The following is a 21248-nucleotide window of genomic DNA, read 5'->3' as shown; positions in this document are numbered from 1 at the left end:
CGGACCGTAACGGTGGAGCTCGGGTGGCGAATGCGGACGTAGTCTGAAAGACATGTCCGATCACGCATTCGCCACCCGAGCCATCCACGCAGGTCAGGCGCCGGACCCCACGACGGGTTCGATCATCCCTCCGATCCACCAGGCGTCCACCCACGTCCAGGACGGCATCGGCGGCTTCCGCGACGGCTACGAGTACAACCGTGCGGGCAACCCCACGCGCTCGGCCCTGGAGACCCAGTTGGCCGCGCTCGAAGGCGGCGCGCACGCGCTCTCCTTCGCATCGGGCCTCGCCGCGGAGGACGCGCTGCTGCGCGGCATCCTCAAGCCCGGCGATCACGTGCTGCTCGGCAACGACGTCTACGGCGGCACGTACCGCCTGCTCACCAAGGTGCTGGCGCCGTGGGGCATCGAGACCACGACCGTCGAACTCTCCGATGCCGACGAGGTCGCCGCGGCGATCCGTCCGGAGACGAAGATCGTCTGGGTCGAGACCCCGAGCAATCCGCTTCTCAAGATCGTCGACATCGCCGCGCTCGCCGGCATCGCCCACGACGCGGGGACCGTCCTCGTCGTCGACAACACCTTCGCCTCACCGGCGCTGCAGCAGCCGCTGTCTCTCGGCGCCGACCTGATCGTGCACTCGGCCACCAAGTACCTCGGCGGGCACTCCGACGTGCTCGGCGGCGCCGTCGTGTTCGCCGACGATCGCTTCTACGACCAGATCAAGTTCCAGCAGTTTGCGGTCGGAGCCGTGTCCGCGCCTCTGGACGCCTGGCTGACCAGCCGCGGCATCAAGACTCTCGCGGTCCGGGTGCGCCAGCATTCCGAGAACGCCCAGGCCGTCGCGGAGTGGGCCGCGTCCCGTCCCGAGTTCGAGACCGTGTACTACCCGGGTCTGGCGTCGCACCCGGGACACGAGATCGCTGCCGCGCAGATGAGCGGATTCGGGGGGATGCTGTCGCTCGCCCTCTCCGCGGGTCCTGACGCTGCACGGGCGTTCGCGTCGTCCACCTCGGTCTTCCAGCTGGCCGAGTCGCTCGGGGGAGTGGAGTCGCTCATCAGCTACCCCTCCGACATGACGCACGCCTCTGTGCGTGGCACTGCTCTCGCGGTTCCGGAGAACGTCGTCCGCCTCTCGGTGGGCATCGAGGATGTGGCCGATCTGATCGCGGATCTGGAACAGGCCCTGGAGAAGATCACCCGCTGAGGCTCTTGGCGCGCTGGTCGTTCCGCGCGGCTTCCGGCTAGGGTACGTCGGGACGAGGGGCTTCGAGGTCATCCTGCGTGGCCTGCACTCTCTGCAGGAACTCCCGGAACTCTCCGAAGCCTGACCCGAGCGCGTTCGCGAGCTCTTCCGGCGACTCGACCCAGACGGTGTCATCGGGTTCGGGGACGTCATCCTCGCTGTGCGTGCGTCCGACGACGATGTACAGAGGGTCGCCCTGGGGGTTGACGATCATCATCCTCCCGGCGGAGCAGAGACCGTAGATGAAGGCGCACTCGGATGCCGTCAGGGTGGCGTGATCGATCCCACCGCTGACCGCATCCTCCTGGTCGAGCGGGTCGATGTGCAGATCGCTCCAGAATCCATCGAAGGCGAGCCGCTGACCGGACGAGTCGACGATGGCACTGTTGCCGGCCTCCCCCTCCACGTGGAGATCTCTGGCGGTGAGGAACTCTTCGATCCCTGTGCGGTCGGCATCGACGACGTCACCGTCGCCGAGGTTGAAGAAGTGCAGAGAGAAGCCCATAGAGAGATCATGCCAAGTCTCGGCGATGGAGGACCGACCTCGCCCGGGATCGACCATCTGCGACGGCCTGGACAGGTTTCTCGGTGATGAACTCACGGCTGTCGAGCGGTAACATGGAGTCTCGTTGTCGAATCGATTCGACGGCATCCGCTCCTCTCGAAAGCCCTCTGTGTCTGACGCGCCCACGACCGACCCCGCCTCGAACGACCCCGAGCGCACCGCGACGGGGAGCATCCGCGTCCCCTCGGCGACCGGCGCGATCCGCACCCTGGGGGCCAACCCGGCGACCGCGCCGATCATGCTGCACCCCGGGGATTCGATCTCGAATGGCCGTCGCCTTCTCTACATCGTGCTCCTCGGCGCGCTCACCGCGCTCGGCCCGTTCACGATCGATCTGTACCTGCCCGCGTTCCCCGTGCTCGAGCGCGACTTCGACACCACGGCCGCGGCGATCCAGCTGACCCTCACGGGCACCATGATCGGCTTCGCCCTCGGACAGCTGGTCGTCGGCCCGCTCAGCGACAAGGTCGGCCGCAGGGCCCCGCTCATCGCCGTCACGGCGCTGCACGTGCTCGCGAGCGTCGGCGCCGCCTTCGCCCCCGATCTGCTCCTGCTCAGCGCCGCCCGCGTGCTCATGGGTGTGGGTGCCGCGGCCGGTGGCGTCGTCGCCATGGCGATCGTGCGCGACCTCTTCGGTGGACGTCGCCTCGTCGTCATGCTGTCGCGTTTGGCCCTGGTCTCGGGCGTCGCCCCGGTGATCGCCCCACTGATCGGATCGTGGCTGCTCACGCTCATGCCCTGGCGCGGCATCTTCGGCGTCCTCGCCGTGTACGGGGTCGTGATGCTGGTCTCCACGATCTTCTTCATCCCCGAGACGCTCCCCGTGGCGCGTCGACAGGACCGCGGCGGCGCCACCGTGCTGCAGCGGTACCGCTCGGTGTTCAGCGATCGGGTGTTCATCGGCGTGCTGATCATCGGCGGCATGACGTTCTCCGGGCTGTTCTCCTACCTCTCCGCCTCTCCCTTCCTCTTCCAGCAGACGCACGGGCTGGATGCGCAGCAGTACGGCCTCCTCTTCGCGGTGAACTCCCTCGGGGTCGTCGCGGGAGTCCAGGTCGCGGCGCGACTCGCCGCCCGGTTCGGGCCGCAGTGGGTCATGGCGTACTCCACCGGCGTGCTGCTCATCGCGGGCATCGCGATCATCGTGACCGACCAGCTGGGCCTCGGTCTGTGGGGCACCGTCATCCCGCTGTTCGTCTTCATGACGGCCTGCGGCTTCACGTTCCCGAACGTGCAGGTCCTCGCGCTCGACCGCCACGGCAAGGCGGCGGGCACGGCGGCATCCGTCATCGGAGCCACCAACTTCGGCGTCGCCGGTCTCATCTCGCCGGTCGTCGGCTGGGTGTCGAAGGGCGCGGGGATCACCGCGACCACGATGGCCTCCGTCATGGTCGGGTGCGCAGCGATCGGCGTGATCGCCCTGTGGCTCATCGTGCGCCCGCGTACGGTCGAGATGCTCGCCCCCTGATCGCCGCTCGGGGAGAATGGTCCGATGAGAAGACGGATGCTGCTGTGGTGGGGCCTCGGTCTGCTCGCCGCCGCCGTGCTGCTCGGAGCCGTGATCGTGTTCGGCTACTCCGAGCCGCCGGGATTCGACACGTGGTGGAACGACTTCGTCTCCGCGCACCGCGGAGAGGCGATGGTCGACTTCGCGATGGTGCTCAACGCCATCGGCGGGGGATGGATCGCGGTCCTCGCTGTACCGCTGCTCGCCGTGCTCGCGCTGCTGCTCGCTCGGCGATGGCGTGCCGCGGTGTTCGCGGCGCTCTGCTTCGCCGCCAGCGCCGGAGCCGTGCAGATCCTCAAGCACCTGTTCGGTCGGGCGCGACCCGACGACATGATCGTGGCGAGCGACTTCGGGTCGTTCCCCTCCGGGCACACCGCCAACGCCGCGACGATCGCGCTCGTCGTCTGGGTGCTGTTCCCGCGGGTGTGGACGGCGATCGCCGGAGCGGTCTGGATCGTCGCCATGGCGCTCTCCCGCACCTTCCTGTCGGTGCACTGGGCCACCGACACCCTCGGTGGCGCCCTCGTCGGAGCGGCGACAGTGCTGCTCCTCGCGGCATGGCTGCTGCCGTGGGTGCAGGGGCTGCGGTCCCCGCGCGAACCCGCGCCGATAGTCTGAAAACCCGAACCCGCTGAGGAGCTCCCGTGTCTGTCATCCGTCCCTATCGCCCGAGCGACCGTGCAGCGATGTACGAGATCTGCCTCAGGACGGCGGATGCCGGCACCGACGCCACCGGCATCCTCTCCGACGATGCGCTCTGGGGAGACCTGTTCGCCGTCCCGTACGTCGAACGGCACCCCGACCTCGCGTGGATCGTCGAGTCCGAAGACGGCCGAGCCATCGGGTACATCGTCGCGACCGACGACACCGACGCCTTCAACACCTGGTTCCGCAACGAGTGGTGGCCGGCGTTCCACGAGAAGCATCCGCGGCCCGACTCCGTCGTGACCCGTGAGGACCGCATGGTCGAGTACGGCTACGGCCGTGCCCCCGGCATCGACGCCAACGCCGCGGAGTACCCCGCTCATCTGCACATCGACCTGCTCCCCGAGACTCAAGGGCAGGGACTCGGACGCGCGCTTATCGAGACGCTGTTCGCCGAGCTCCGTCGCCGCGGGGTGCGGGGACTGCACCTCGGCATGGACCCCGAGAACACCGGCGCCGCCGCGTTCTACGAGCGGCTGGGGATGACGGAGCTCCCCGCGGCGCCCGGCGGGAAGAGCTACGGGGTGCTGTTCGACTGAGACGCGGAGGGGTGCTTGCGGGGGCCGCTTTGCGAGGGATGTCGCGAGTGGCGGTGACGGCGGGACTCCGCTCTTCGCTGCGCTCAGGGCTCCCCGAATCCCACAGCATCAGATAAACGTAAAACGGCCCCCGCTTCGCGAGGGCCGTTTTACGTTTGGCGGTGACGGCGGGATTCGAACCCGCGGTTGCTTGCACAACACACGCTTTCCAAGCGTGCTCCTTCGGCCGCTCGGACACGTCACCAGGGAACAACCTGAACAGTCTATCCGATCGGCCGGGTGCCCCGTGACACAGGCGAGAGGTCAGGCGGCGGGGACCTCGTCGATCGAGAAGTAGACGGGGATGCCGCGCTCCCGGGCGATCCGCACATCGGTGTCCGCACCAGACGACTCTCCTGGCAGACGCAGCACCGCATCGCAGTGCTGCAGCAGGCGGGCGGCGACCTCGTACATGACGTCACCGCGCTCCGTCTCCTCGTCCGACAGGCCGCGCAGCACCGGCAGCGCCACCCACTCGCCGATCATCGGCACGTGGCCGAGGCGGTGAAGGGGAGCGGCCGACTCCTCCAGACGTTCGAGGTTGCGCGCGATCGCATCCGGGTCTCCGCCCGTGCCGGAGCGATAGGGGCCGGCGATCAGGATCATCAGTGGATTCTTCATGTCGGACACTGTAGCGTTAACCGTGCAAGATCATGCAACAACAGGAAGAAGTGGGAATGCTGGGTGCGCAGCGCAAGGATCATCTCCTAACCGTCCTGCGGAAGAAGGGGAGGGTCGTCGCCAAGGAGGTCGCGGCCGACCTCGGCGTCTCCGAGGACTCGATCCGCCGCGATCTGCGCGAGCTGGCGGATGCCGGCGCCTGCATCCGCGTCTACGGCGGAGCGCTGCCCGTCCCCGAGGCCGACGCCCCGGTGGCCCGGCGGCTCGCTGTCGCGTCGGAGAGCAAGGAGCGCGTCGCGCGCGCGGCCGTGGCGCTGATCCAGCCCGGCTCCACGGTGGTCCTGGATGCCGGGACGACGACGCTCACGATGGCGAGGATGCTGCCGCACGGCGCCGACCTCACCGTGATCACCCCGAGTCCCACCGTGGCGCTGACCGCGCTGGATCATTCGGCCGCCCGCGTGCTCATGGTCGGAGGCGAACTCGATCGACACTCCCTCGTCGCCGCGGGAGGATTCGCACTCGAGGCGATCGGGCGACTGGGAGCGGACGCGTTCTTCCTCGGCGTGACCGGCATCCATCCGGATCACGGCTGCACGACCGGGCGCCTCGATGACGCCGTCACCAAGCGAGCGATCGCCGCTCGATGCGCCGACGTGTTCGTGCTGGCGAGCGAGGAGAAGATCGGCGCCGTCTCGCGCTTCCCCGTGCTGGGGCTCGACGAGATCACGAAGGTCATCGCGGATCCGCAGGATGAGAACCCGATCCTGCGTGAACTCGGATGAGAGGCGGGATTCCCCTCTAAGTGCCGGTTAATCGACCACGTCCAAGTGCGTATAGTCCTCATATGAGGGGCTTCGACGGAGGATGCGGAGCCCCCTGAATCTGAGTCTCCGTGTTCACGCCCCACGGAGAACGCACTGGGGGGAGCGTGGACATGACGTCTTCGACGACGAGTACGAATCACCGGACGGCGGCCGCCTTCGAGCAGTACGTCAGCGCCCGGCGATCGATCGTGGAGGGAACCGTCTTCTTCCTGGAAGCCGGTGCCCACCTCGACGAGGTCCGCCGGATCTGCACCGGATCCGACATCATCTTCGCGCCGGGCGCCGACATCGGCTCGGACGGTCACGAGGTCGGATACACCGGCTCCTTCCAGGACGCCGGCGATGAGATGCTGCTCGACGGCCGACACGCCTTCGAGCTGCAGGACTACCTGGCGGCGCCCTTCATCTCGATCGTCGGGCTGACCGTCGTGCAGCAGAACTCGGCGGCCGGCCTCGACGCGTTCCTCCAGGACGCCGACACGGCCAGAGCATCCGGTGTGTTCGTGGAGCAGCTCCTCAGCGGCGCGGTGCTCCTGGACTCGCGGGCGTCGTTCTCGGGGCTCGACACCGGAGCGGAACTCGTGCGAGTGCACGTGACCGCCGCGGGAGAGTACCGCGACGGCCCGGACGGCGTGCTGCTCGGCGTCATCGGCGATCTGCGGGAGGAGCTCGACGCGGCGGCCGCGGCGTCCGCAGGACCCGGCCGAGCTTTCGAGCGCATCGTCGCCAGGAGCGAGTTCGACGACGCGGTCGCATCCCGACCGTGGCTCGGACGGTACATCGCGGCGCTCGATCTGCTGCGGCAGTGGGACGGTGCGCATGCACAGCCCGCGATCTCCGGATTCGGCGGTCATCTCGTCGGGGCGCTCGACGATCGCCGGCGTGCGGCGGCCGCGACATCACCGGAGGCGCCGTTCCTGGTGACCGGGTTCGACGGCGACTTCGTCCTCGTCGAGCCGAGGACCCGTCGTCGCTTCCGGCTCGGAGCGGATGCCGCGCGCGGGGCCGAATGCCTCATCGCGACCGGAGACGAGGCCCTCGCCGCCGAGATGCTCGCCGAGGATGCCGGCAGCTCGCCCGCGTCGGCCGGCGCTGCCGTCTCCGAGATCAGGGCGCGATTCGCCGACGCGGGCGTCGATCTCCTCTCCTTCTCCGGTGCGGTGGCATGACGGGCGGTGCACGGCACGCGGTCTGGCAGAGCCTGACGGCCCGCCGCGCCTGGAACGACCCGTCCGCGAAGGCGACCAGCGCGGAGGGCGTCCGCGTCCACGGCGCCGACGGCGTGGCGCGACTGTGCGCCACGAGCGGCCTGTGGAACGTGCCGCTCGGCTACGGGAACGCCGCCGTGGCGGACCGTGTCGCCGAGGCGCTGCGCTCGGCGTCCTATCTCTCGCTCTTCCGGTCGTCCCACACGTACGCCGAGGAAGCAGCGGAGGCACTGCTCGACATCACGGGGTCCGAGAGGTTCGCGCGCGTGCTGTTCTCGACATCGGGGTCTGCGGCGAACGATCTGACCATGAAACTGGTCCGTCAGGCGGCCGCGCTGAGGGGGCGCCCCGAACGCACCATCGTCGTCGGTCTGCACGGGGGATACCACGGGCTGACGTACGGTGCGTTGAGCCTCAGCGGCGACGCACTCGGCCAGACGGTGTACTCGGCCGATCGCAGAGGCGTTCGACACGTGTCCACGGTCGACGGAGGCGCGCAGCTCCGCCACCTGTTCGCCAGGGAGGGGGAGCGGATCGCCGCGCTCGTGCTCGAGCCGCTTCTCGGTTCGGGAGCGTTCCCGCTCGACGACGACTTCCTGGCAGCGGTGGCGGAGATCCGTGCGAGCCACGATATCGCCCTCGTCGCCGATGAGGTGGCCACCGGTTTCGCCCGGACCGGACCCCTCTTCGCCTCCTCGCGATGGCCGGTGGCTCCTGACGTCATGGTGCTCTCGAAGGCGTTGACGAACGGAGCGGCCGCGGCATCCGCCGTCCTCGTGTCCGCAGAGATCTGCGACCTCTTCGACCGTGCCGACGCGGTCTTCGTGCACGGCGAGACGCAGGCGGGAACCCCGGCATCCTGCGCCGCCATCCTCGCGACCCTCTCCGAGTTCGTGAGGATGGACGCCGCCGCGCTCGCCGGCCGTCTCGCAGCCCGACTGGATGGCGCCCTCGCGCGGATCGGCGACCATCCCGATGTCACGGGCGTCCGAGGTGCCGGGTGCTTCCGGGCCATCGTCCTGTCCCGCGACGGGGAGCCGCTGAGCGGCGAGGAGGTGGCCGGTGTCGTCACAGCCGTCCGGCGTGCGGGCGCTCTCGTGCAACCGGGGCCGAGCTGCATCCAGCTGATCCCCGCGTACGTCTACGAGCGTGCGGAGCTCGATGAGCTGGAGACCGCCGTGCTGCACGGCATCGACGAGGCCGCCGCGTGAGGGGCATCGTCGAATCTTCCGGCAGGGTGCGGGTGACCGCCGGAGCCGGTGCCACAGCGGCGGCCTTCACGCGCTTTCCGCGCGGAGATCGCCCGCTCGTCCTCCGCGATGCCGCGGTCTCCCACGAGGGCCTCGCTCTGCCGCGCGATGCGATCGATGTCCCGCTGGAGGCTGCCGCCCTCGACTCCGCCATGATCGCGACCCTCGTGGCCGCGGGGAGGGGCGCGACGTCGATCGTCTCGCTGGGCGGAGGGTCGGTCATGGACGCCGCGAAGATCGTGCGGATGCTGCTCGTGACTCCGCAGCTGACCGGCCCGCTGCAGAGCCTCGCGCGGCGGAGCGGCCTGGTGCGGGTGCCGGACCTGCTCGTGCGGAGGGGACCGGATCTGCCGCTGCTTCTGATCTCGACGACTTTCGGCACGGGCACGGAGACGAGCAGGGTCGCCTGCCTCGCGACGTCGTGGGGACGACGGCTGCTCTCCGGTTCGCGACTGCAGGCCGACGGCGCGGTGCTCGATCCCGTGCACACCGCGACGCTTCCGCGAATGCTGCAGGGCGAGGGACTGATGGAGGTGATCCTCCGCGTGCTGGGACCGGCGGTCGGGAGCGCTCCGAGTCTCGCGGCCGATCACGATGCCCGCGGCATCGTGATGGCCGCGACGGGGCTCGCAGAGCAGCTGCGGGCAGGACGCCTCTCCCCGGAGCAGCGTCTGTTCGCCTCTCAGCTGAGCGCTGCCACGCATCGCTCCTGGGCGCTCGTCGGCCGGCGCACGTACGCGGCTCCGCACTGGTACCTCGCGAACGAGCTCTCCTGGGAGACGGGGACGCGCAAGATCCCGGCGACGCTCGCGATCCTGCCGGCGATCTGGCGGCGCATCGCCGACGGCGACACACGCTGGGGGTCGCCAGAGCGGCTGGCGATGTGCTGGACGTGGATGCGCGAGGCGGTGCCGGGGCTCCCGGAGGACGCCGGCGACGGGCTGATCGCCCTCCGATCGAGGTGGGGCCTGCAGACGATTTCCGCCCCGGCGCCGGCGGTCCTCGATGCCGTCGTGGAGCGATGCCTCGCCTCCTGGGGCGCGCCGCTGCCTGCGCTCGGACGCCTCGACCGCGACGCCGTCGCGAGCATCTTCGCAGAGTCCTTCGACGGCTCTGCGATTCGCCCGAGAGAGGGAGAGGAGGTGATGGGGAGATGACGAACGACATGGATCTGCTGATCGAGGAGCTTCCGACGATGGACGCGCCCTCCGAGTGGTCCGACTTCGTGAACGGAGTCGGCATGGGGATCGCGATCGTCGTGATCGCCGCCGGCCTCACGTAGCCGTCGGCCGCCCGATTCGACCACCGGAGGGAGGTGAAAGCACATGGAGATCTCGAACGAGCTGCGCTTCGAAGAGCTGGAGTCGATGGACTCGCCCGATTTCTGGACCTGGTACGCCGCGGTCAAGATCGGCGTCGTCCTCGGCCTGATCGGCCTCGCCGCCACCTGAGTCCTCTCGAACGACACCCTCGAAGGAGGTGAGCACATGGACCTGAGTTTCGAAGAGATCGAGACGATGGACGCGCCCGAGCCCTGGTACATCATCGTCGGCGACATCGTCATCCTCATCGGCGCGGTCGTCGCCATCACCTGATGAGCATCACCTGAAGAAAGAAGTCGAGGGCGTAGCGGGTGACACACCCGCTCGACACGGAGAACCGTGCATCCGCTATGCCCCCGACCTCGCATCCAGCATCCCACGCCAGAAAGAAGGCCGCCATGACCACACAGGGTCTGAACCGCGCCGCGGCGCGACTCCTCGCGGTGATCGACCCCGACGCCGTCGTCTCCGACATCTACAGCGAGCGCGGGTCGGAGGTCTACGACGCGATGATCCGCGGGGACGACAGCGAGATCCGCGAGATCCTGCGGATCTCGCGCCGCAGCACCGGGCGCATCCTCGAACTGGCCTGCGGATCGGGGCGACTCAGCCTCCCTCTGGCGCGGTCGGGGCGGGAGACGGTGGCTCTCGACACCTCGCCGCGGATGCTCGCCCTCCTCGAGGAGAAGGCGAACCGGGCCGGGCTCCATGATCTGCGTCCGGTGCTCGGAGACATGAGCGACTTCCGGATCGACGGGGAGTTCGGGTTGATCGTGCTCGCGACGACCTCGATCTCGCTGCTGTCCGCCGCCCAACGACGGACCCTGTACGCCGCTGTCCGCGCGCACCTCGCGCCCGACGGCCTCTTCGTCGTCTCCGCCCACGTGGCCCGGCCCCGTGACGACGACAACGAGGCGCTCGTCGTGTCCACCGGAGACTCGGAGGTGGTGTTCCTCAGCGACGAGGTGGATGCCGCGGCCGGAGTGCGCGACGTGGGAGTCGTCCATCTGCGCCGCGAGGGCGGGGTGCTCCGGGCGGAGGCCTTCTCCTCACGGGTCGCGTTGATCGACGCCGGACAGCTCGAGGCGGAACTCCGGGAGGCGGGGCTCGTCGTCCGTGGCACGCATCCTGTGCGCTTCTCCGAGGGAGCCCGCCGCATCGCGATGATCGAGTGCTCGCTGTGACCTCCGTCCTGCCTCCGCTGCCCCTGACCGCCACGCCGAGGCTCGCGCCGGGGATCACGGTCGACGATCCGATCGCCGACGCCGGGCAGTGGATCATCGCGCGCGACGGGGCGCCGGCCGTGCGCGTGTCGGAGCCGGTCGCCGTGGTCGCGCGGCGGTTCACGGGAGACCGGAGCATCGCCGAGATCGCTGCCGCACTCGGCGACCCGTGGACCGCCGACGATGTCGGCCTGATCGCTCGGCGTCTCGACGGGGCTGGACTGCTCGCCGCAGACGCCGACACCGGCGGATCGCGCGGCCGCCGCCCGCGTCGGCGCGGTCGACGTCTGCAGTATCGACCTCCGCTGACGCTGCAGTGGAGCGTCGGCGACCCGTCGGCGCTCTTCGCCGCGCTCCGTCCGCTGACGCGCGCCGTCGCGGGGGCGCCCGGCGTCGTCATCGGCGCCGCGGTCGTCGTCGCCGGGGTGGTCGCGACGGCACTCGGCTGGTCCGACATCGTCGCGGTTCTGGAGAGCCCGCTCCCGCTCTCGGTGATCGCGTGGCTCGGGCTGGCGATCGTGCTGACGACGATCGTGCACGAACTCGGACACGGCGCGACGCTCAGCGCCTTCGGCGGAAGCCCGCGGCGCATCGGCGTCATGCTGTTCTATCTCGCTCCCGCCTTCTTCTGCGACGTCACCGACGGCTGGCGTCTGTCGCGCCGCCGTCAGCGGGCCCTCGTCGCTCTCGCCGGGCCCGCGGTGCACCTCGTGTGCGCGGCGGCGAGCATCGTGGCCTCGCGCCTCGTGGTCGACGACTCCCTGCACGCCGGACTCGTCCTGTACGCCCTGTCGTGCCTGGCGATCGCGGCCCTCAACCTGCTTCCCTTCGTTCAGCTCGACGGCTACCTCGCGCTCATGTCCGCTCTCGACTGGCCGCATCTGCGCAGAGACGCGATGACGGCCGCGGGTCACTCGTTCCTCGGGCTCCTCGGAGGCGCCGCACGCTCCACGGGTGCAGCCGATCCTCGTCCCGAGTCCGACGGCCTCCACCGCGCTGGGCGGCATCGCGGCCTGCTCATCGCCTACGGCATCCTGTGCCGGCTCTTCCCCGTCGGGCTCGTCGGGTTCGTGCTCTACCGGTACGCCACGTCGGTCGCAGGTCTCGGGACGGTGCCGGCGCTCTGCTACCTCGCCACACTCGGTCTGGTCGCCGCCGTCGTCTTCCGGGCGCTCCTGCGCGGGGCGAAGGCGCTCGCCGCGTCCGCGCCGAATCCGTGGCGGGTGGCCGCGGCTGCCGTCGCCGGGACCGCCCTGATCGCCGCCGTGCTCATGATCCCGGTGTCGTCGGCCCGCACCGTCGGCTTCGTCAGCGAGGGCGGCGAGGTGCGGCTCGTGGCGTCCGCGGGGGAGACGCTCCCGGAGGCAGGGACCCCTGTGGTTCTCGAGAGCAGCGGAATTCTCATCCAGAGGCGTCTCGGAACCGCGGTGGTCGGCGACGGGGAGCCCCACCGGGGCGAGATCGACCTCGCCGCGCTCGTGCCGGTGACCCCGTCGCCCCTCAGGACGGATGGCATCCAGGTCGCCCTGTCCGACGTCCGGAGCGGAGCCCTTCCGCGCTTCGGCAGGGTCCGCGTCGACGGCGATGCTCGATCGCTCGGCGCCTGGTTGTGGCGGACGTTCCTCGACGTCCCCCTCGCCGCGCTCGGATCGGAGGCGCGCGCATGACGGCCGAACCGCACACGTCAGCCCCGGAGAACGAACTGCGGGGGATGCTGCGCTCGGCCCTGGAGAGGGAGCTCGGCGTTCTCGGCGTCGAAGCGAGCGGGACGCCCGTCTTCGGCTGGCGCGACCGCTCCCTCGGCACCGCAGCGTCGCGGGGCGGGAAGGCGCTGTGGCTCCGACTCGTCTGGTCGAGGACAGAGTGGGCCCGCGGATCCTGGTGGACGGGCAATCAGGACGCCGGTGCGATCAGCGGCGTTCGGAAGCCGAGGGTGCTCGAGGTCCGCGAGCAGACCGACGGTCCTCTCACGGTGCGCGCCGAGCTGATGACGCTGGTTCCCGGGCACCCGGCCCAGTCGACCCCGGACCTCCGCGCGGCTCCATCGCTCGACGAGGCATGGTGGAACGCGCTCGCGGGCGGCCTCGATGCGCTCTCCGTGGCGCCGACCGCGCGCAGGGCCGTCGACCCTGACGGCATCCGCCGCCGCATCGCGGTGTTCTTCGGCCTCGACGTCGACACGGACGTCGGCGACTGGCGGGCGGCCCACGGCGACCTGCACTGGAACAACCTGCACGTGGAGCCGTTCGCGATGGTCGACTGGGAGGCGTGGGGGCTGGCGCCGCGCGGCTACGATGCCGCCTTCCTGCTCTGCCACTCCCTTGCGCAGCCCGACGTCGTCGCGCAGATCACCCGGCGCTTCGCGGACGACCTCGACTCCGACGACGGCGTCGTCTCCCAGCTCTACGTCCTGACCAAGCTGCTCACGAGGGCGGATGCCGGAGAGCATCCCCACCTCGTGGCCCCGATCCACCGGCACGTCGATCGTCTGATCGGTCGTGCCACACGCACCCGCCCCCTATCGAGAGGAGAAGGCTCATGACAGCGGTCATCAGCTTCGACGGATTCACCAAGAGCTACGGAGGGGATGCCGTCGTCAGAGATCTCAGCTTCACGGTCGAGTCCGGAGCGATCGTGGGCCTGCTCGGCCCGAACGGCGCAGGCAAGAGCACGGCGATGCGCGGTCTCGTCGGCCTGCTGCATCCGACGGCGGGTTCCGCCACGCTCTTCGGAGCCCCCTTCGCGGCCATGACGAACCCCGCGCGCCGGGTCGGCGTGCACATGGACGGCCTCGGATTCGAGACCGGGATCACCGCCCGTCGGCACCTCGACATCTACCGTCTCGCCGCGGGCATGCCGCGGACCCGTGTGGACGAGGTACTCGCGCAGGTCGACCTCACCGCCCACGCCGGCAAGAGGGTGAAGCGGTTCTCCACCGGCATGCGGCAGCGGCTCGGCCTGGCGACCGCGCTGATCGGGAACCCGGAGCTCCTCGTGCTCGATGAGCCGGCGAACGGGCTCGACCCCGGCGGCATCCGGTGGCTGCGCGGATTCCTGCGGTCCTTCGCGGAGAAGGGCGGCACCGTCCTCATCTCCAGCCACCAGCTCGCCGAACTGGAGCAGACGGTCGACGAGGTCGTCGTGATGCGCGGGCGCAAGCTGTTCGACGGTCCGCTGGAGGCGCTGACGGCCGACGGGGCGACGACCCTCGAAGAGGGGTACTTCGGGCTCATCGACGGCGCCGAGGGAGGGAACGTCCATGTCTGACTTCCTCCGGAGCGAGCTGCTGCGCGGCGTCAGCGGGCTCGCGATGCTCGGGATCTTCTCGTTCACGCTCCTCATCCCCGCGCTGATGGTCACGGTCGGCCCGTCGCTGGACGGACTGACCGATCTCGATGACGGGAACGCGACGCGGATCGTGTTCGGCCTGTTCGCCGCGATCGGCATCACGGCGATGTACCTCGGCAGCTACTCGGTGTCGCGGGAGTACTACTACCACTCCATGTCGAGGTCGCTCGTCATCGGATCCATCCGGCGGGTGCTCCTCGCGAAGCTCCTCGCCAGTGCGATCACCGCCGTGGTCCTGTGCCTCGTCGGGGCGGCGATCTGGGCGGCGGCGTCCGCGGTCCTGCTCTCCTCCGTGGGGCGGAGCCTGCAGATCGACGGGGCATTCTGGGGGATCGTCGGCGGGTCGGTGTTCGCGGCCATATTCGGCAGTGTGATCGGGGTGTCTCTGGGCTGGGTCATCAAGGGCTACTACGCGGTGTCCGCGATCGTCCTGCTCGTGCCGATCATGATCGAGCTCCCGCTGCTGTTCAACGTGCCCGCCGTCGAGAGGTACCTTCCGGTCGGCGCCTTCGCGGGCGTCACCGGGGCGCCGGTCGACGGGCTGCTGCCGTGGTGGGGGAGCGCGCTCGTGCTGCTCGGCTGGAGCGCCGTCACCGTCGTGCTCGCGGTCGGTGCGGTGCGGCGGCGAGAGCATTGAGCGCCGGCGGGGCGAGGCCGTGGGGCGGCCCGATGCGCGGGCAGGTCGTCCGCGGGCTCTCCGCGGAGCTGCGACGGCTGTGCGGAGACCCCCTGCCCTGGGTGTTCCTCCCCGTCGCGCTGCTCTCGGCGCTGTCGATCGCGGCGTCGCTGCCGAGCGATGTGCGATCGGCGCCGCCCGCCGTCGTCGATGCCTTCGGAGCCACGATGAGCGCATCTCTCGTCGGCGGGCTGGTGATCCTCGCGGCGGTGCTGGGAGCGCTGGGCCCGGCGCTCGCCGACCGATCGGGCGTGCTGGCGCGCGATCATCTCTTCACCTCCGGCGTGGTGGTCCTCGGATCGCGCGCGGTCTCCGCCGTGGCCTCGACGCTCCTGTTCGGGGTGTTCGGGATCGCGGTGATCCAGGCGGCGTTCCTCCTCGTCACCGGTCGCGCGCTGCTGAGCGTTCCGGAGGCTGCCGCCGCTGTCGGCATCCTCGCGGCGGCGGGGCTGTGGGGGTATCTCGTCGGTGTGCTGGTGCGCAGCCCGGTCCTCGTGCTGTTCGTCGTGCCCGCGACGCTGTCGCCGGCTCTCCTGCTGTCGGATGCCGCGCCGGACGTCGCGAGGATCCTTCCGCTCAGCGCGCTGCTGTCGGCCGCGGGCCTCGCCGACGACGGGCTCGCCGCTCCCGTCGCGTCGCTCGTGGCGACGGGGTGGGCGGTCGCGCTCTCCGTGGTCGTGGTCCTGGTGCTGCGTCGCCGCGACCGTCTCTGAAGGGCGTGGTCACGACGTAGGATTCCCTGGTGGCAACCCCCAAGATCGTCCTGTTCTACGTCTTCACCCCGCTCGCCGACCCCGAGGCCATCCGGCTCTGGCAGCGTGACCTCGGCGAGGCGCTCGGCCTCCGCGGGCGGCTCCTGATCTCGAAGGACGGCGTCAACGGCACGCTCGGCGGCGATCTCGTCGCGCTCAAGAAGTGGGCGCGCTCGTTCCGCTCGTACGCGCCGTTCAAGGGCGCCGACATCAAGTGGAGCGAGGGGACGGGGGTGGATGCCGACGGCCGCAGCATCGACTTCCCCAAGCTCAGCGTGAAGGTGCGGGAGGAGATCGTGTCCTTCGGTGCACCGGGGGAGCTCAGGGTCGACGAGCACGGCGTCATCGGAGGCGGCACCCGGCTCTCGCCGGAGGCCCTGCACGCGCTGATGGACGAACGAGGAGACGAGGTCGTCTTCTTCGACGGACGCAACGCGCTCGAAGCGCAGATCGGACGCTTCCGCGACGCGATCGTCCCCGATACGGAGACCACGCGGGACTTCGTGCAGCTCCTCGATTCCGGAGCCTACGACGACCTCAAAGGCAAGCCGGTCGTCACCTACTGCACGGGCGGCATCCGGTGCGAAGTGCTGTCGAGCCTGATGGCGTCGCGGGGCTTCGGCGAGGTGTATCAGCTCGAGGGCGGCATCGTCCGCTATGGCGAGCAGTACGGAGACGACGGCCTCTGGGAGGGCTCGCTCTACGTGTTCGACAAGCGCGGCTCGGTCGACTTCTCCGACCACGCAGCCGTGATCGGAGAGTGCGCGGGGTGCGGAACGGCGACGAACCGCACGGCCAACTGCCCCGACCTCTCGTGCCGGGTCCAGCTGGTCGTGTGCGACGCATGCGCCGCGGTGCCGTGCCCGGTCCACGTGCACGCCTGAGCGCGGCCGAGCACTCCCGTCAGACGAGCAGCGGGGCCTGCGAGCCGCGCCCGGCGAACAGCGAACGCGGAAGCAGCAGCGCCCTGAGCCGCGACGGCCGATCGACGCTGCGACGCAGCTGCGCGAGAACCTCGCCCAGAGCGGGGGACAGATCCGCCGGGTCGGCAGAGCGCGCATAGGTCGCGCGCTCGACGGCATCCGTCAGCACCCGCATCGCCTCCGGATCCACGCCGTGCTCGGACACGAGGGCCGCGCCGCGCGAGCGGGGCGAATCGGCATCCGACAGCGCGATGCGCAGGTCGATCAGCGTGGCGCGCAGCTCGGCCCACGCGGACGCCGCATCTCCCCGTCGTGCTCGGCGACGTCGCGCCGTGCCGATGCCGAGGCGGATCAGCGCCGGCAGCAGGAGCACGAGCAGCGCTCCGAACGCGGTGAGCACGACCGGCATCGGGTCGAGCTGACGCAGGGCGCCGGCGCCGCCGGTGTTTCCGCCCGCATCTGTCCGATCGATCTCGGGGCCGCTCGTGGCCTCCGAGGTCGGGGCCGTCGTGGGCGCGGGGGTGGCCGCGCCCCCAGGGCCGGAGCCCGTCGTCGTCGCCGATGCGAACGCCGTGGGCACGCCGAGAGAGGCCGTCGGCTCGAACGGCACCCAGCCGATGCCGGGGAAGAGGACCTCCGGCCAGGAATGCAGCTGATCGCTGGAGACCGAGTAGATGGTCTCTTCGCCGCGCTTCTCGTCGGTGCGCGTGCCCGGCAGGTATCCGACGACGATGCGGACGTCCATCCCCAGGCTCTGCGCCATCAGGGCGAAGGCGCCGGCGAAATGCACGCAGTATCCGGATCGGACGTCGAGGAACTGCGCGACGGCGTCCGCGCCGGTGCCGTCGAAGCCCTCATCGACCGGCGTCTCCAGAGAATAGGAGAACTCGGTGCGGAACCAGGTCTGCAGTGCGATCAGACGGTCGTAGTCGCTCGTGGCGTCCGCCGTGACCTCGCGCGCCGTGTTCGGGATGACGTCGGGGAGCTCCAGCGGCTCGTCGTCCGGGTCGACCACCGCCGCGGCCGCGGACACGGCTCTGATCTGCTCCAGCGACGGATTCACCCTGAGCGACGCGACCGTGTAGTCGTTGCCGACGGCATCCGCGGTCTTCGAGACGATCGTGCGGTTCTCCGGCATCAGCTTCCAGGCGCCGCTCAGACCCTGGACGCTCGTCGCGGGGTAGGGGACGGGCAGCCACGAGCTCGACATGCGCAGCACGCGGATCGAGGTCGTGACGTCCTTCGCGGCGACGTCCTCCGTCCACTCCGCGGCCCCGAAGCCGTCGCTCAGGGATTGTGTGTCACCGCGATCCGGATGCCAGACCCTGCCGTCGAAGCGAGACAGGGTGGTCAGTCGGAGGTACGGCGCGGTCTTCTCCGCCGTGGCGAGCGTGAGAACCTCGACCGGGTCGGGCTGACGCAGGTCGTTCCCCAGGCGCAGCGACGCGTCGACGCTGACGCCGACGCCCGTCCCGGCGAGGGATGCTGAGACGGGCACGATGGGCGCGATGACGAGCGCCGCGGCGACGGCGGCGGCTCCGGCCCCCACCGCGATGCCCGTGGACACGCGCCGAGGGGACTCCGGGTCGCGTTTCGCGGACTGCCGGAACAGCAGCAGGATCATGACGCCGAGCATCACGAACCACACGACGTTCGCGTCTCCGAGCGTGACGATCATCGGCGTCGCGCCGACGACGGCGACGAGAACACTGGCCAGGACGGCGCTCCGCTGGGCGACGAGCTGGTCGAGGAGGAGTGCGACGAAAGCGAAGCCGGCGCCCATGATCACGCGGAGACCCGGCGTGCTGTCGAGCGGAGCGGTGCCGAACACGACCTGCTCCCAGGCCGTCGCGGCGAGGGAGCTGAACACGGTGAAGGTCGATGAGGTGGGCACGACTCCGAAGATCGCGGTGTCTCCGGCGACGAGCATCGTGAGGACGCCGAGCGCCGCGACCGCCTGCGCGATCATGGCCGCGGTCTCCCGGATCCAGCGCTTCCGGCGGAGCAGCAGGGTGCGCACGGCGACCCCGACCGCCGCGATGACGAGGACCACCGTGACGACGGCGAAGGACCAGGCGCCCGGCTTGATCACGGAGGTGTAGGGCCACACCGCGACGAAGGCCGCCGCGGCGGCGAGGGCGCCCTGGGCGATGCGGCTCTCGTTCAGCTCGTGGTCGCGGTGCCACGACAGGCGAGGAGCACGGGGCTCAGCGCGAGACATCGCCGACCCCCATCCGCTCCGGGAGCGCGTCCTCCCACGCGTCGGCGAGGTCGGAGCCGAGAACGGCCACACGCCAGCCGTGGTGGACGGCGGTCTGCTCCACGCCTTCGTCGAGCTCGGCGGCGAAGAGCATGGGCGCCGCGGCGCCGGCAGGGCGCAGCCGTTCGGCCGTCTCCTCGTCGAGGCGCCCGGTGATGTAGACGAGCGGGCCGGGCGGGGTGCCTCCCATGACCGTCGCGAGGTCGCGCGGCTCGCCCCGCGGAGTGACCATCGCGAGAGCGACCAGCAGACCCTCCCTGTCCTCCTCGTGTCCGCGGAGGGTGCCGAGCAGGATGCCCGCGCTGTCGACCACGTCGACCCCGTAGCCCTCCTGCACGAGATGCACCGCGGCGGAGGCGCACAGCGAGACGGCTGCCTCGAAGGCCGGATCGGCGTCCTCACCGGGCGCGGCCCAGCGCGCCGAGCTGCGATCGAGCACGACGAGGGCGTCGGGACTCGACTCCTCCTCTTCCTGCCTGACCATCAGCTGCCCGCGGTGCGCGGTCGCACGCCAGTGGATGCGCCGCATGGAGTCGCCGGCGATGTACCGGCGCGGCGAGAGGTTGTCGCTGCCCTGTCCGAGCCGGCTCGAGGAGGTGTGGGCGGTGCCGCCCGCCGCCCCCACCTTGACGGCGAGCGGGGCGAGCGTGATGATCTCGGGCACGACGGTCACGGTGCGGGTCTCGCCGAAGGCCTGCTCGCGCTGCGCGATGCCGAAGGGGTCGACGGTGCGCAGCACCAGCGGTCCGATCGCCCAGACGCCGCGGCGCACGCCGGTGATGAGGTAGCTCAGCTGCCCGCTCTCGGGCGGGTACTCCCCGGCCGAGTCGCCCGACACCGCATCGGGGAGGACGTCGCGCCACAGACCGTGCGGGATGCGGATCGCGCGCAGATCGAACCGCAGCGTCACACGCGACGTCTCGGCCACCGTGAGGAGATCGGTGGAGATCTGCCGGGCGACCGCGCCGTTGCGCCTCGGCATGTGCACCGCCAGCAGCGAGAACACGGTGAGGGCGAGGAGGAGGATGCCGACGTAGATGAGGATCGGCGCCCCCACGAGGTTCGCCGCGAGCAGGCAGCCGAGACCCGCGATGAGCGCACCTGCGCCCCTGGCGGTGAGGGCTCGACGTCGTCTCATGCTGTCCGCCGGTCAGGCGCGCGACGCCACCGGCACGCGCACGCGCTCCACGATCTGACGCAGGGCCGCCTCCACCGGCTGGGCGCCGGCGCGGTGGGCTCCGCGTGCGGGGAGAAGACGGTGGGCGAGCACGGGGATCAGCAGGGCCGTCACATCATCGGGGATCACGAAGTCGCGGCCGTCGAGCGCCGCCCAGACCTTCGCGGACCGGATGAGCTGCAGGGTCGCGCGCGGGCTCGCACCCAGGTGGAGGTTCGGGTCGTTCCTCGTCGCCTGGGCGAGCGCGACCGTGTACTCCTCGATGGCGGGGGCGACGTGCACCGACCGCGCCCAGGCGATCAGGCCGGAGATGGATGCCGCATCGGCGACGGCCGTGACCCCAGCGAGCGGGCTCACCGCGTCGCGCTGTCGGATCATGAGCGCCTCTGCCGCGGCATCCGGATAGCCCATCGAGATGCGCATCATGAAGCGGTCGCGCTGCGCCTCGGGCAGAGCGTAGGTGCCCTCCATCTCCAGGGGGTTCTGGGTGGCGACGACGAGGAAGGGCTGCGGCAGGGGATGCGTGGAGCCGTCGACCGTGACCTGGCCCTCCTCCATCGCCTCCAGCAGCGCCGACTGGGTCTTCGGGGACGAGCGGTTGATCTCGTCGGCGATCACGATGTGCGCGAACACGGCGCCCTGCTTGAACTCGAACTCGCGATCCACCGGGTTGTAGACGCTCACGCCGGTCACGTCTCCCGGCAGGAGGTCGGGGGTGAACTGGATGCGGCGGACGGTGGCGTCGACGCTCGCGGCGAGGGCTCGCGCCAGCATCGTCTTGCCGACGCCGGGGACGTCCTCGATGAGCAGGTGCCCCTCGGCGAGCAGGCAGACGAGGGCGCTGCGCACGGCATCCGGCTTGCCGTCGATGACCTGACCCACCGAGCCGAGGATCGCGGCGGTCTGCTCCGCGAACTGCTCGGCGGTGATCGAGGTCGTACTCAGGGGGGAGTTCTCCAGCATGCGTTCCCTCTCGCGTGAGCGCAGCGTTGCGCGCGTGATCCGATCGTAACCTCTCTGCAGGTCCCTGAACCTGTTCATCGGCCCTGCTCTCGTCGGC

23 protein-coding genes and 1 tRNA gene are annotated in these 21248 nt (G+C 70.4%); 18 read left to right on the top strand and 6 right to left on the bottom strand.

The window, feature by feature from the left end; all coding sequences use genetic code 11:
- The first annotated feature begins 52 nt into the window (after window positions 1-52).
- Window positions 53-1207 (top strand): cystathionine gamma-synthase, encoded by a 1155-nt coding sequence (locus CQ047_RS08395; RefSeq protein ID WP_105674152.1) that lies wholly within the window; start codon window positions 53-55, stop codon window positions 1205-1207.
- Window positions 1208-1244: 37 nt separating this feature from the next.
- Here CQ047_RS08395 and CQ047_RS08390 read toward each other — a convergent pair whose 3' ends face one another.
- Window positions 1245-1751: a hypothetical protein gene (locus CQ047_RS08390; protein ID WP_105674150.1), complete on the bottom strand. Its 507-nt coding sequence runs from the start codon at window positions 1749-1751 to the stop codon at window positions 1245-1247.
- A 169-nt stretch (window positions 1752-1920) separates the two neighbouring features.
- On the opposite strand from CQ047_RS08390, the gene CQ047_RS08385 reads away from it, so the two are divergent.
- The 3 genes from CQ047_RS08385 to CQ047_RS08375 are packed head-to-tail and all read left to right on the top strand — an operon-like array spanning window position 1921 to window position 4562.
- On the top strand, window positions 1921-3279 hold the full coding sequence (locus CQ047_RS08385) for a multidrug effflux MFS transporter (RefSeq protein ID WP_374954056.1): 1359 nt from the start codon (window positions 1921-1923) through the stop codon (window positions 3277-3279).
- Between the two features lie 24 nt (window positions 3280-3303).
- Complete coding sequence (locus tag CQ047_RS08380; protein WP_223586014.1) at window positions 3304-3936, top strand: phosphatase PAP2 family protein; 633 nt, start codon at window positions 3304-3306, stop codon at window positions 3934-3936.
- A 26-nt stretch (window positions 3937-3962) separates the two neighbouring features.
- Window positions 3963-4562 (top strand): GNAT family N-acetyltransferase, encoded by a 600-nt coding sequence (locus tag CQ047_RS08375; RefSeq protein WP_146114301.1) that lies wholly within the window; start codon window positions 3963-3965, stop codon window positions 4560-4562.
- 156 nt (window positions 4563-4718) lie between these two features.
- On the opposite strand, the gene CQ047_RS08370 is transcribed toward CQ047_RS08375, so the two are convergent.
- Together CQ047_RS08370 and CQ047_RS08365 are read right to left on the bottom strand one after the other, a co-directional pair.
- Window positions 4719-4806, bottom strand: a tRNA-Ser gene (locus CQ047_RS08370).
- Window positions 4807-4865: 59 nt separating this feature from the next.
- Complete coding sequence (locus CQ047_RS08365) at window positions 4866-5222, bottom strand: DUF4406 domain-containing protein (RefSeq protein WP_105674146.1); 357 nt, start codon at window positions 5220-5222, stop codon at window positions 4866-4868.
- 56 nt (window positions 5223-5278) lie between these two features.
- Here CQ047_RS08365 and CQ047_RS08360 point away from each other — a divergent pair, with 56 nt between their 5' ends.
- The 14 genes from CQ047_RS08360 to CQ047_RS08310 all read left to right on the top strand — a co-directional run bounded on the left by CQ047_RS08360 (window position 5279) and on the right by CQ047_RS08310 (window position 16712).
- Window positions 5279-6007, top strand: a complete 729-nt coding sequence (locus CQ047_RS08360; protein WP_105674144.1) for a DeoR/GlpR family DNA-binding transcription regulator — start codon at window positions 5279-5281, stop codon at window positions 6005-6007.
- Window positions 6008-6159: 152 nt separating this feature from the next.
- On the top strand, window positions 6160-7218 hold the full coding sequence (mpaB, locus tag CQ047_RS08355) for a daptide biosynthesis RiPP recognition protein (RefSeq protein ID WP_258132545.1): 1059 nt from the start codon (window positions 6160-6162) through the stop codon (window positions 7216-7218).
- Window positions 7215-8468 carry a daptide-type RiPP biosynthesis aminotransferase gene (mpaD, locus tag CQ047_RS08350; protein ID WP_105674140.1) on the top strand — a complete coding sequence of 418 codons (1254 nt, stop codon included), beginning with the start codon at window positions 7215-7217 and terminating at the stop codon, window positions 8466-8468. Before mpaB ends, mpaD begins: the two co-directional genes overlap by 4 nt.
- Window positions 8469-8500: 32 nt before the next feature.
- On the top strand, window positions 8501-9664 hold the full coding sequence (locus CQ047_RS08345) for an iron-containing alcohol dehydrogenase (RefSeq protein ID WP_146114300.1): 1164 nt from the start codon (window positions 8501-8503) through the stop codon (window positions 9662-9664).
- A complete protein-coding gene (locus CQ047_RS19095) occupies window positions 9661-9789 on the top strand; it encodes a daptide-type RiPP (protein ID WP_258132544.1) in 129 nt (42 codons plus the stop codon). Before CQ047_RS08345 ends, CQ047_RS19095 begins: the two co-directional genes overlap by 4 nt.
- A 43-nt stretch (window positions 9790-9832) precedes the next feature.
- Window positions 9833-9958 (top strand): daptide-type RiPP, encoded by a 126-nt coding sequence (locus tag CQ047_RS19090; RefSeq protein WP_258132543.1) that lies wholly within the window; start codon window positions 9833-9835, stop codon window positions 9956-9958.
- A 36-nt stretch (window positions 9959-9994) separates the two neighbouring features.
- Window positions 9995-10102 (top strand): daptide-type RiPP, encoded by a 108-nt coding sequence (locus tag CQ047_RS19180; RefSeq protein WP_308116174.1) that lies wholly within the window; start codon window positions 9995-9997, stop codon window positions 10100-10102.
- Window positions 10103-10227: 125 nt separating this feature from the next.
- Window positions 10228-11013, top strand: coding sequence for a daptide-type RiPP biosynthesis methyltransferase (gene mpaM / locus CQ047_RS08340; RefSeq protein WP_181155880.1), 786 nt, complete (start codon window positions 10228-10230; stop codon window positions 11011-11013).
- Window positions 11010-12719 (top strand): daptide biosynthesis intramembrane metalloprotease, encoded by a 1710-nt coding sequence (gene mpaP / locus CQ047_RS08335; protein WP_146114298.1) that lies wholly within the window; start codon window positions 11010-11012, stop codon window positions 12717-12719. Before mpaM ends, mpaP begins: the two co-directional genes overlap by 4 nt.
- Entirely contained in the window at window positions 12716-13594 is an 879-nt protein-coding gene (locus tag CQ047_RS08330) for an aminoglycoside phosphotransferase (RefSeq protein WP_146114297.1), read from the top strand. The genes mpaP and CQ047_RS08330 overlap by 4 nt, the downstream gene beginning before the upstream one ends.
- A complete protein-coding gene (locus tag CQ047_RS08325; RefSeq protein WP_105674131.1) occupies window positions 13591-14319 on the top strand; it encodes an ABC transporter ATP-binding protein in 729 nt (242 codons plus the stop codon). Before CQ047_RS08330 ends, CQ047_RS08325 begins: the two co-directional genes overlap by 4 nt.
- Window positions 14312-15037: a hypothetical protein gene (locus CQ047_RS08320; RefSeq protein WP_105674129.1), complete on the top strand. Its 726-nt coding sequence runs from the start codon at window positions 14312-14314 to the stop codon at window positions 15035-15037. The genes CQ047_RS08325 and CQ047_RS08320 overlap by 8 nt, the downstream gene beginning before the upstream one ends.
- Window positions 15038-15069: 32 nt before the next feature.
- The gene (locus tag CQ047_RS08315) at window positions 15070-15789 is read left to right on the top strand and encodes a hypothetical protein (protein WP_105674127.1); all 720 of its coding nucleotides are present in this window, start codon (window positions 15070-15072) and stop codon (window positions 15787-15789) included.
- A 29-nt stretch (window positions 15790-15818) separates the two neighbouring features.
- A complete protein-coding gene (locus CQ047_RS08310) occupies window positions 15819-16712 on the top strand; it encodes a rhodanese-related sulfurtransferase (protein WP_105674125.1) in 894 nt (297 codons plus the stop codon).
- A gap of 19 nt (window positions 16713-16731) precedes the next feature.
- On the opposite strand, the gene CQ047_RS08305 is transcribed toward CQ047_RS08310, so the two are convergent.
- The 3 genes from CQ047_RS08305 to CQ047_RS08295 are packed head-to-tail and all read right to left on the bottom strand — an operon-like array spanning window position 16732 to window position 21151.
- A complete protein-coding gene (locus CQ047_RS08305) occupies window positions 16732-18972 on the bottom strand; it encodes a DUF3488 and transglutaminase-like domain-containing protein (protein ID WP_105674123.1) in 2241 nt (746 codons plus the stop codon).
- Window positions 18959-20149, bottom strand: coding sequence for a DUF58 domain-containing protein (locus CQ047_RS08300; RefSeq protein WP_105674121.1), 1191 nt, complete (start codon window positions 20147-20149; stop codon window positions 18959-18961). Before CQ047_RS08300 ends, CQ047_RS08305 begins: the two co-directional genes overlap by 14 nt.
- Window positions 20150-20161: 12 nt before the next feature.
- Window positions 20162-21151 (bottom strand): MoxR family ATPase, encoded by a 990-nt coding sequence (locus CQ047_RS08295; protein WP_105674175.1) that lies wholly within the window; start codon window positions 21149-21151, stop codon window positions 20162-20164.
- Between the last annotated feature and the right edge of the window lie 97 nt (window positions 21152-21248).

Source organism: Microbacterium sp. MYb72 (assembly GCF_002979415.1).
In the GTDB taxonomy this organism is placed as follows: Bacteria; Actinomycetota; Actinomycetes; order Actinomycetales; family Microbacteriaceae; genus Microbacterium; species Microbacterium natoriense.
This window is presented reverse-complemented; position numbering and strand designations above follow the sequence as displayed.

What these genes read in the sequence shown, in the direction of transcription:
- CQ047_RS08330 (WP_146114297.1), top strand. Translation starts at nt 12,716, where the DNA reads ATGACGGCCGAACCGCACACGTCAGCCCCGGAGAACGAACTGCGGGGG.
- CQ047_RS08380 (WP_223586014.1), top strand. Translation starts at nt 3,304, where the DNA reads ATGAGAAGACGGATGCTGCTGTGGTGGGGCCTCGGTCTGCTCGCCGCC.
- CQ047_RS08325 (WP_105674131.1), top strand. Translation starts at nt 13,591, where the DNA reads ATGACAGCGGTCATCAGCTTCGACGGATTCACCAAGAGCTACGGAGGG.
- CQ047_RS19095 (WP_258132544.1), top strand. Translation starts at nt 9,661, where the DNA reads ATGACGAACGACATGGATCTGCTGATCGAGGAGCTTCCGACGATGGAC.
- mpaD (WP_105674140.1), top strand. Translation starts at nt 7,215, where the DNA reads ATGACGGGCGGTGCACGGCACGCGGTCTGGCAGAGCCTGACGGCCCGC.
- CQ047_RS08390 (WP_105674150.1), bottom strand. Translation starts at nt 1,751, where the DNA reads ATGGGCTTCTCTCTGCACTTCTTCAACCTCGGCGACGGTGACGTCGTC.
- mpaB (WP_258132545.1), top strand. Translation starts at nt 6,160, where the DNA reads ATGACGTCTTCGACGACGAGTACGAATCACCGGACGGCGGCCGCCTTC.
- mpaM (WP_181155880.1), top strand. Translation starts at nt 10,228, where the DNA reads ATGACCACACAGGGTCTGAACCGCGCCGCGGCGCGACTCCTCGCGGTG.
- CQ047_RS08320 (WP_105674129.1), top strand. Translation starts at nt 14,312, where the DNA reads ATGTCTGACTTCCTCCGGAGCGAGCTGCTGCGCGGCGTCAGCGGGCTC.
- CQ047_RS08395 (WP_105674152.1), top strand. Translation starts at nt 53, where the DNA reads ATGTCCGATCACGCATTCGCCACCCGAGCCATCCACGCAGGTCAGGCG.
- CQ047_RS08365 (WP_105674146.1), bottom strand. Translation starts at nt 5,222, where the DNA reads ATGAAGAATCCACTGATGATCCTGATCGCCGGCCCCTATCGCTCCGGC.
- CQ047_RS08315 (WP_105674127.1), top strand. Translation starts at nt 15,070, where the DNA reads ATGCGCGGGCAGGTCGTCCGCGGGCTCTCCGCGGAGCTGCGACGGCTG.
- CQ047_RS08360 (WP_105674144.1), top strand. Translation starts at nt 5,279, where the DNA reads ATGCTGGGTGCGCAGCGCAAGGATCATCTCCTAACCGTCCTGCGGAAG.
- CQ047_RS19090 (WP_258132543.1), top strand. Translation starts at nt 9,833, where the DNA reads ATGGAGATCTCGAACGAGCTGCGCTTCGAAGAGCTGGAGTCGATGGAC.
- CQ047_RS08305 (WP_105674123.1), bottom strand. Translation starts at nt 18,972, where the DNA reads ATGTCTCGCGCTGAGCCCCGTGCTCCTCGCCTGTCGTGGCACCGCGAC.
- CQ047_RS19180 (WP_308116174.1), top strand. Translation starts at nt 9,995, where the DNA reads ATGGACCTGAGTTTCGAAGAGATCGAGACGATGGACGCGCCCGAGCCC.
- CQ047_RS08295 (WP_105674175.1), bottom strand. Translation starts at nt 21,151, where the DNA reads ATGCTGGAGAACTCCCCCCTGAGTACGACCTCGATCACCGCCGAGCAG.
- CQ047_RS08300 (WP_105674121.1), bottom strand. Translation starts at nt 20,149, where the DNA reads ATGAGACGACGTCGAGCCCTCACCGCCAGGGGCGCAGGTGCGCTCATC.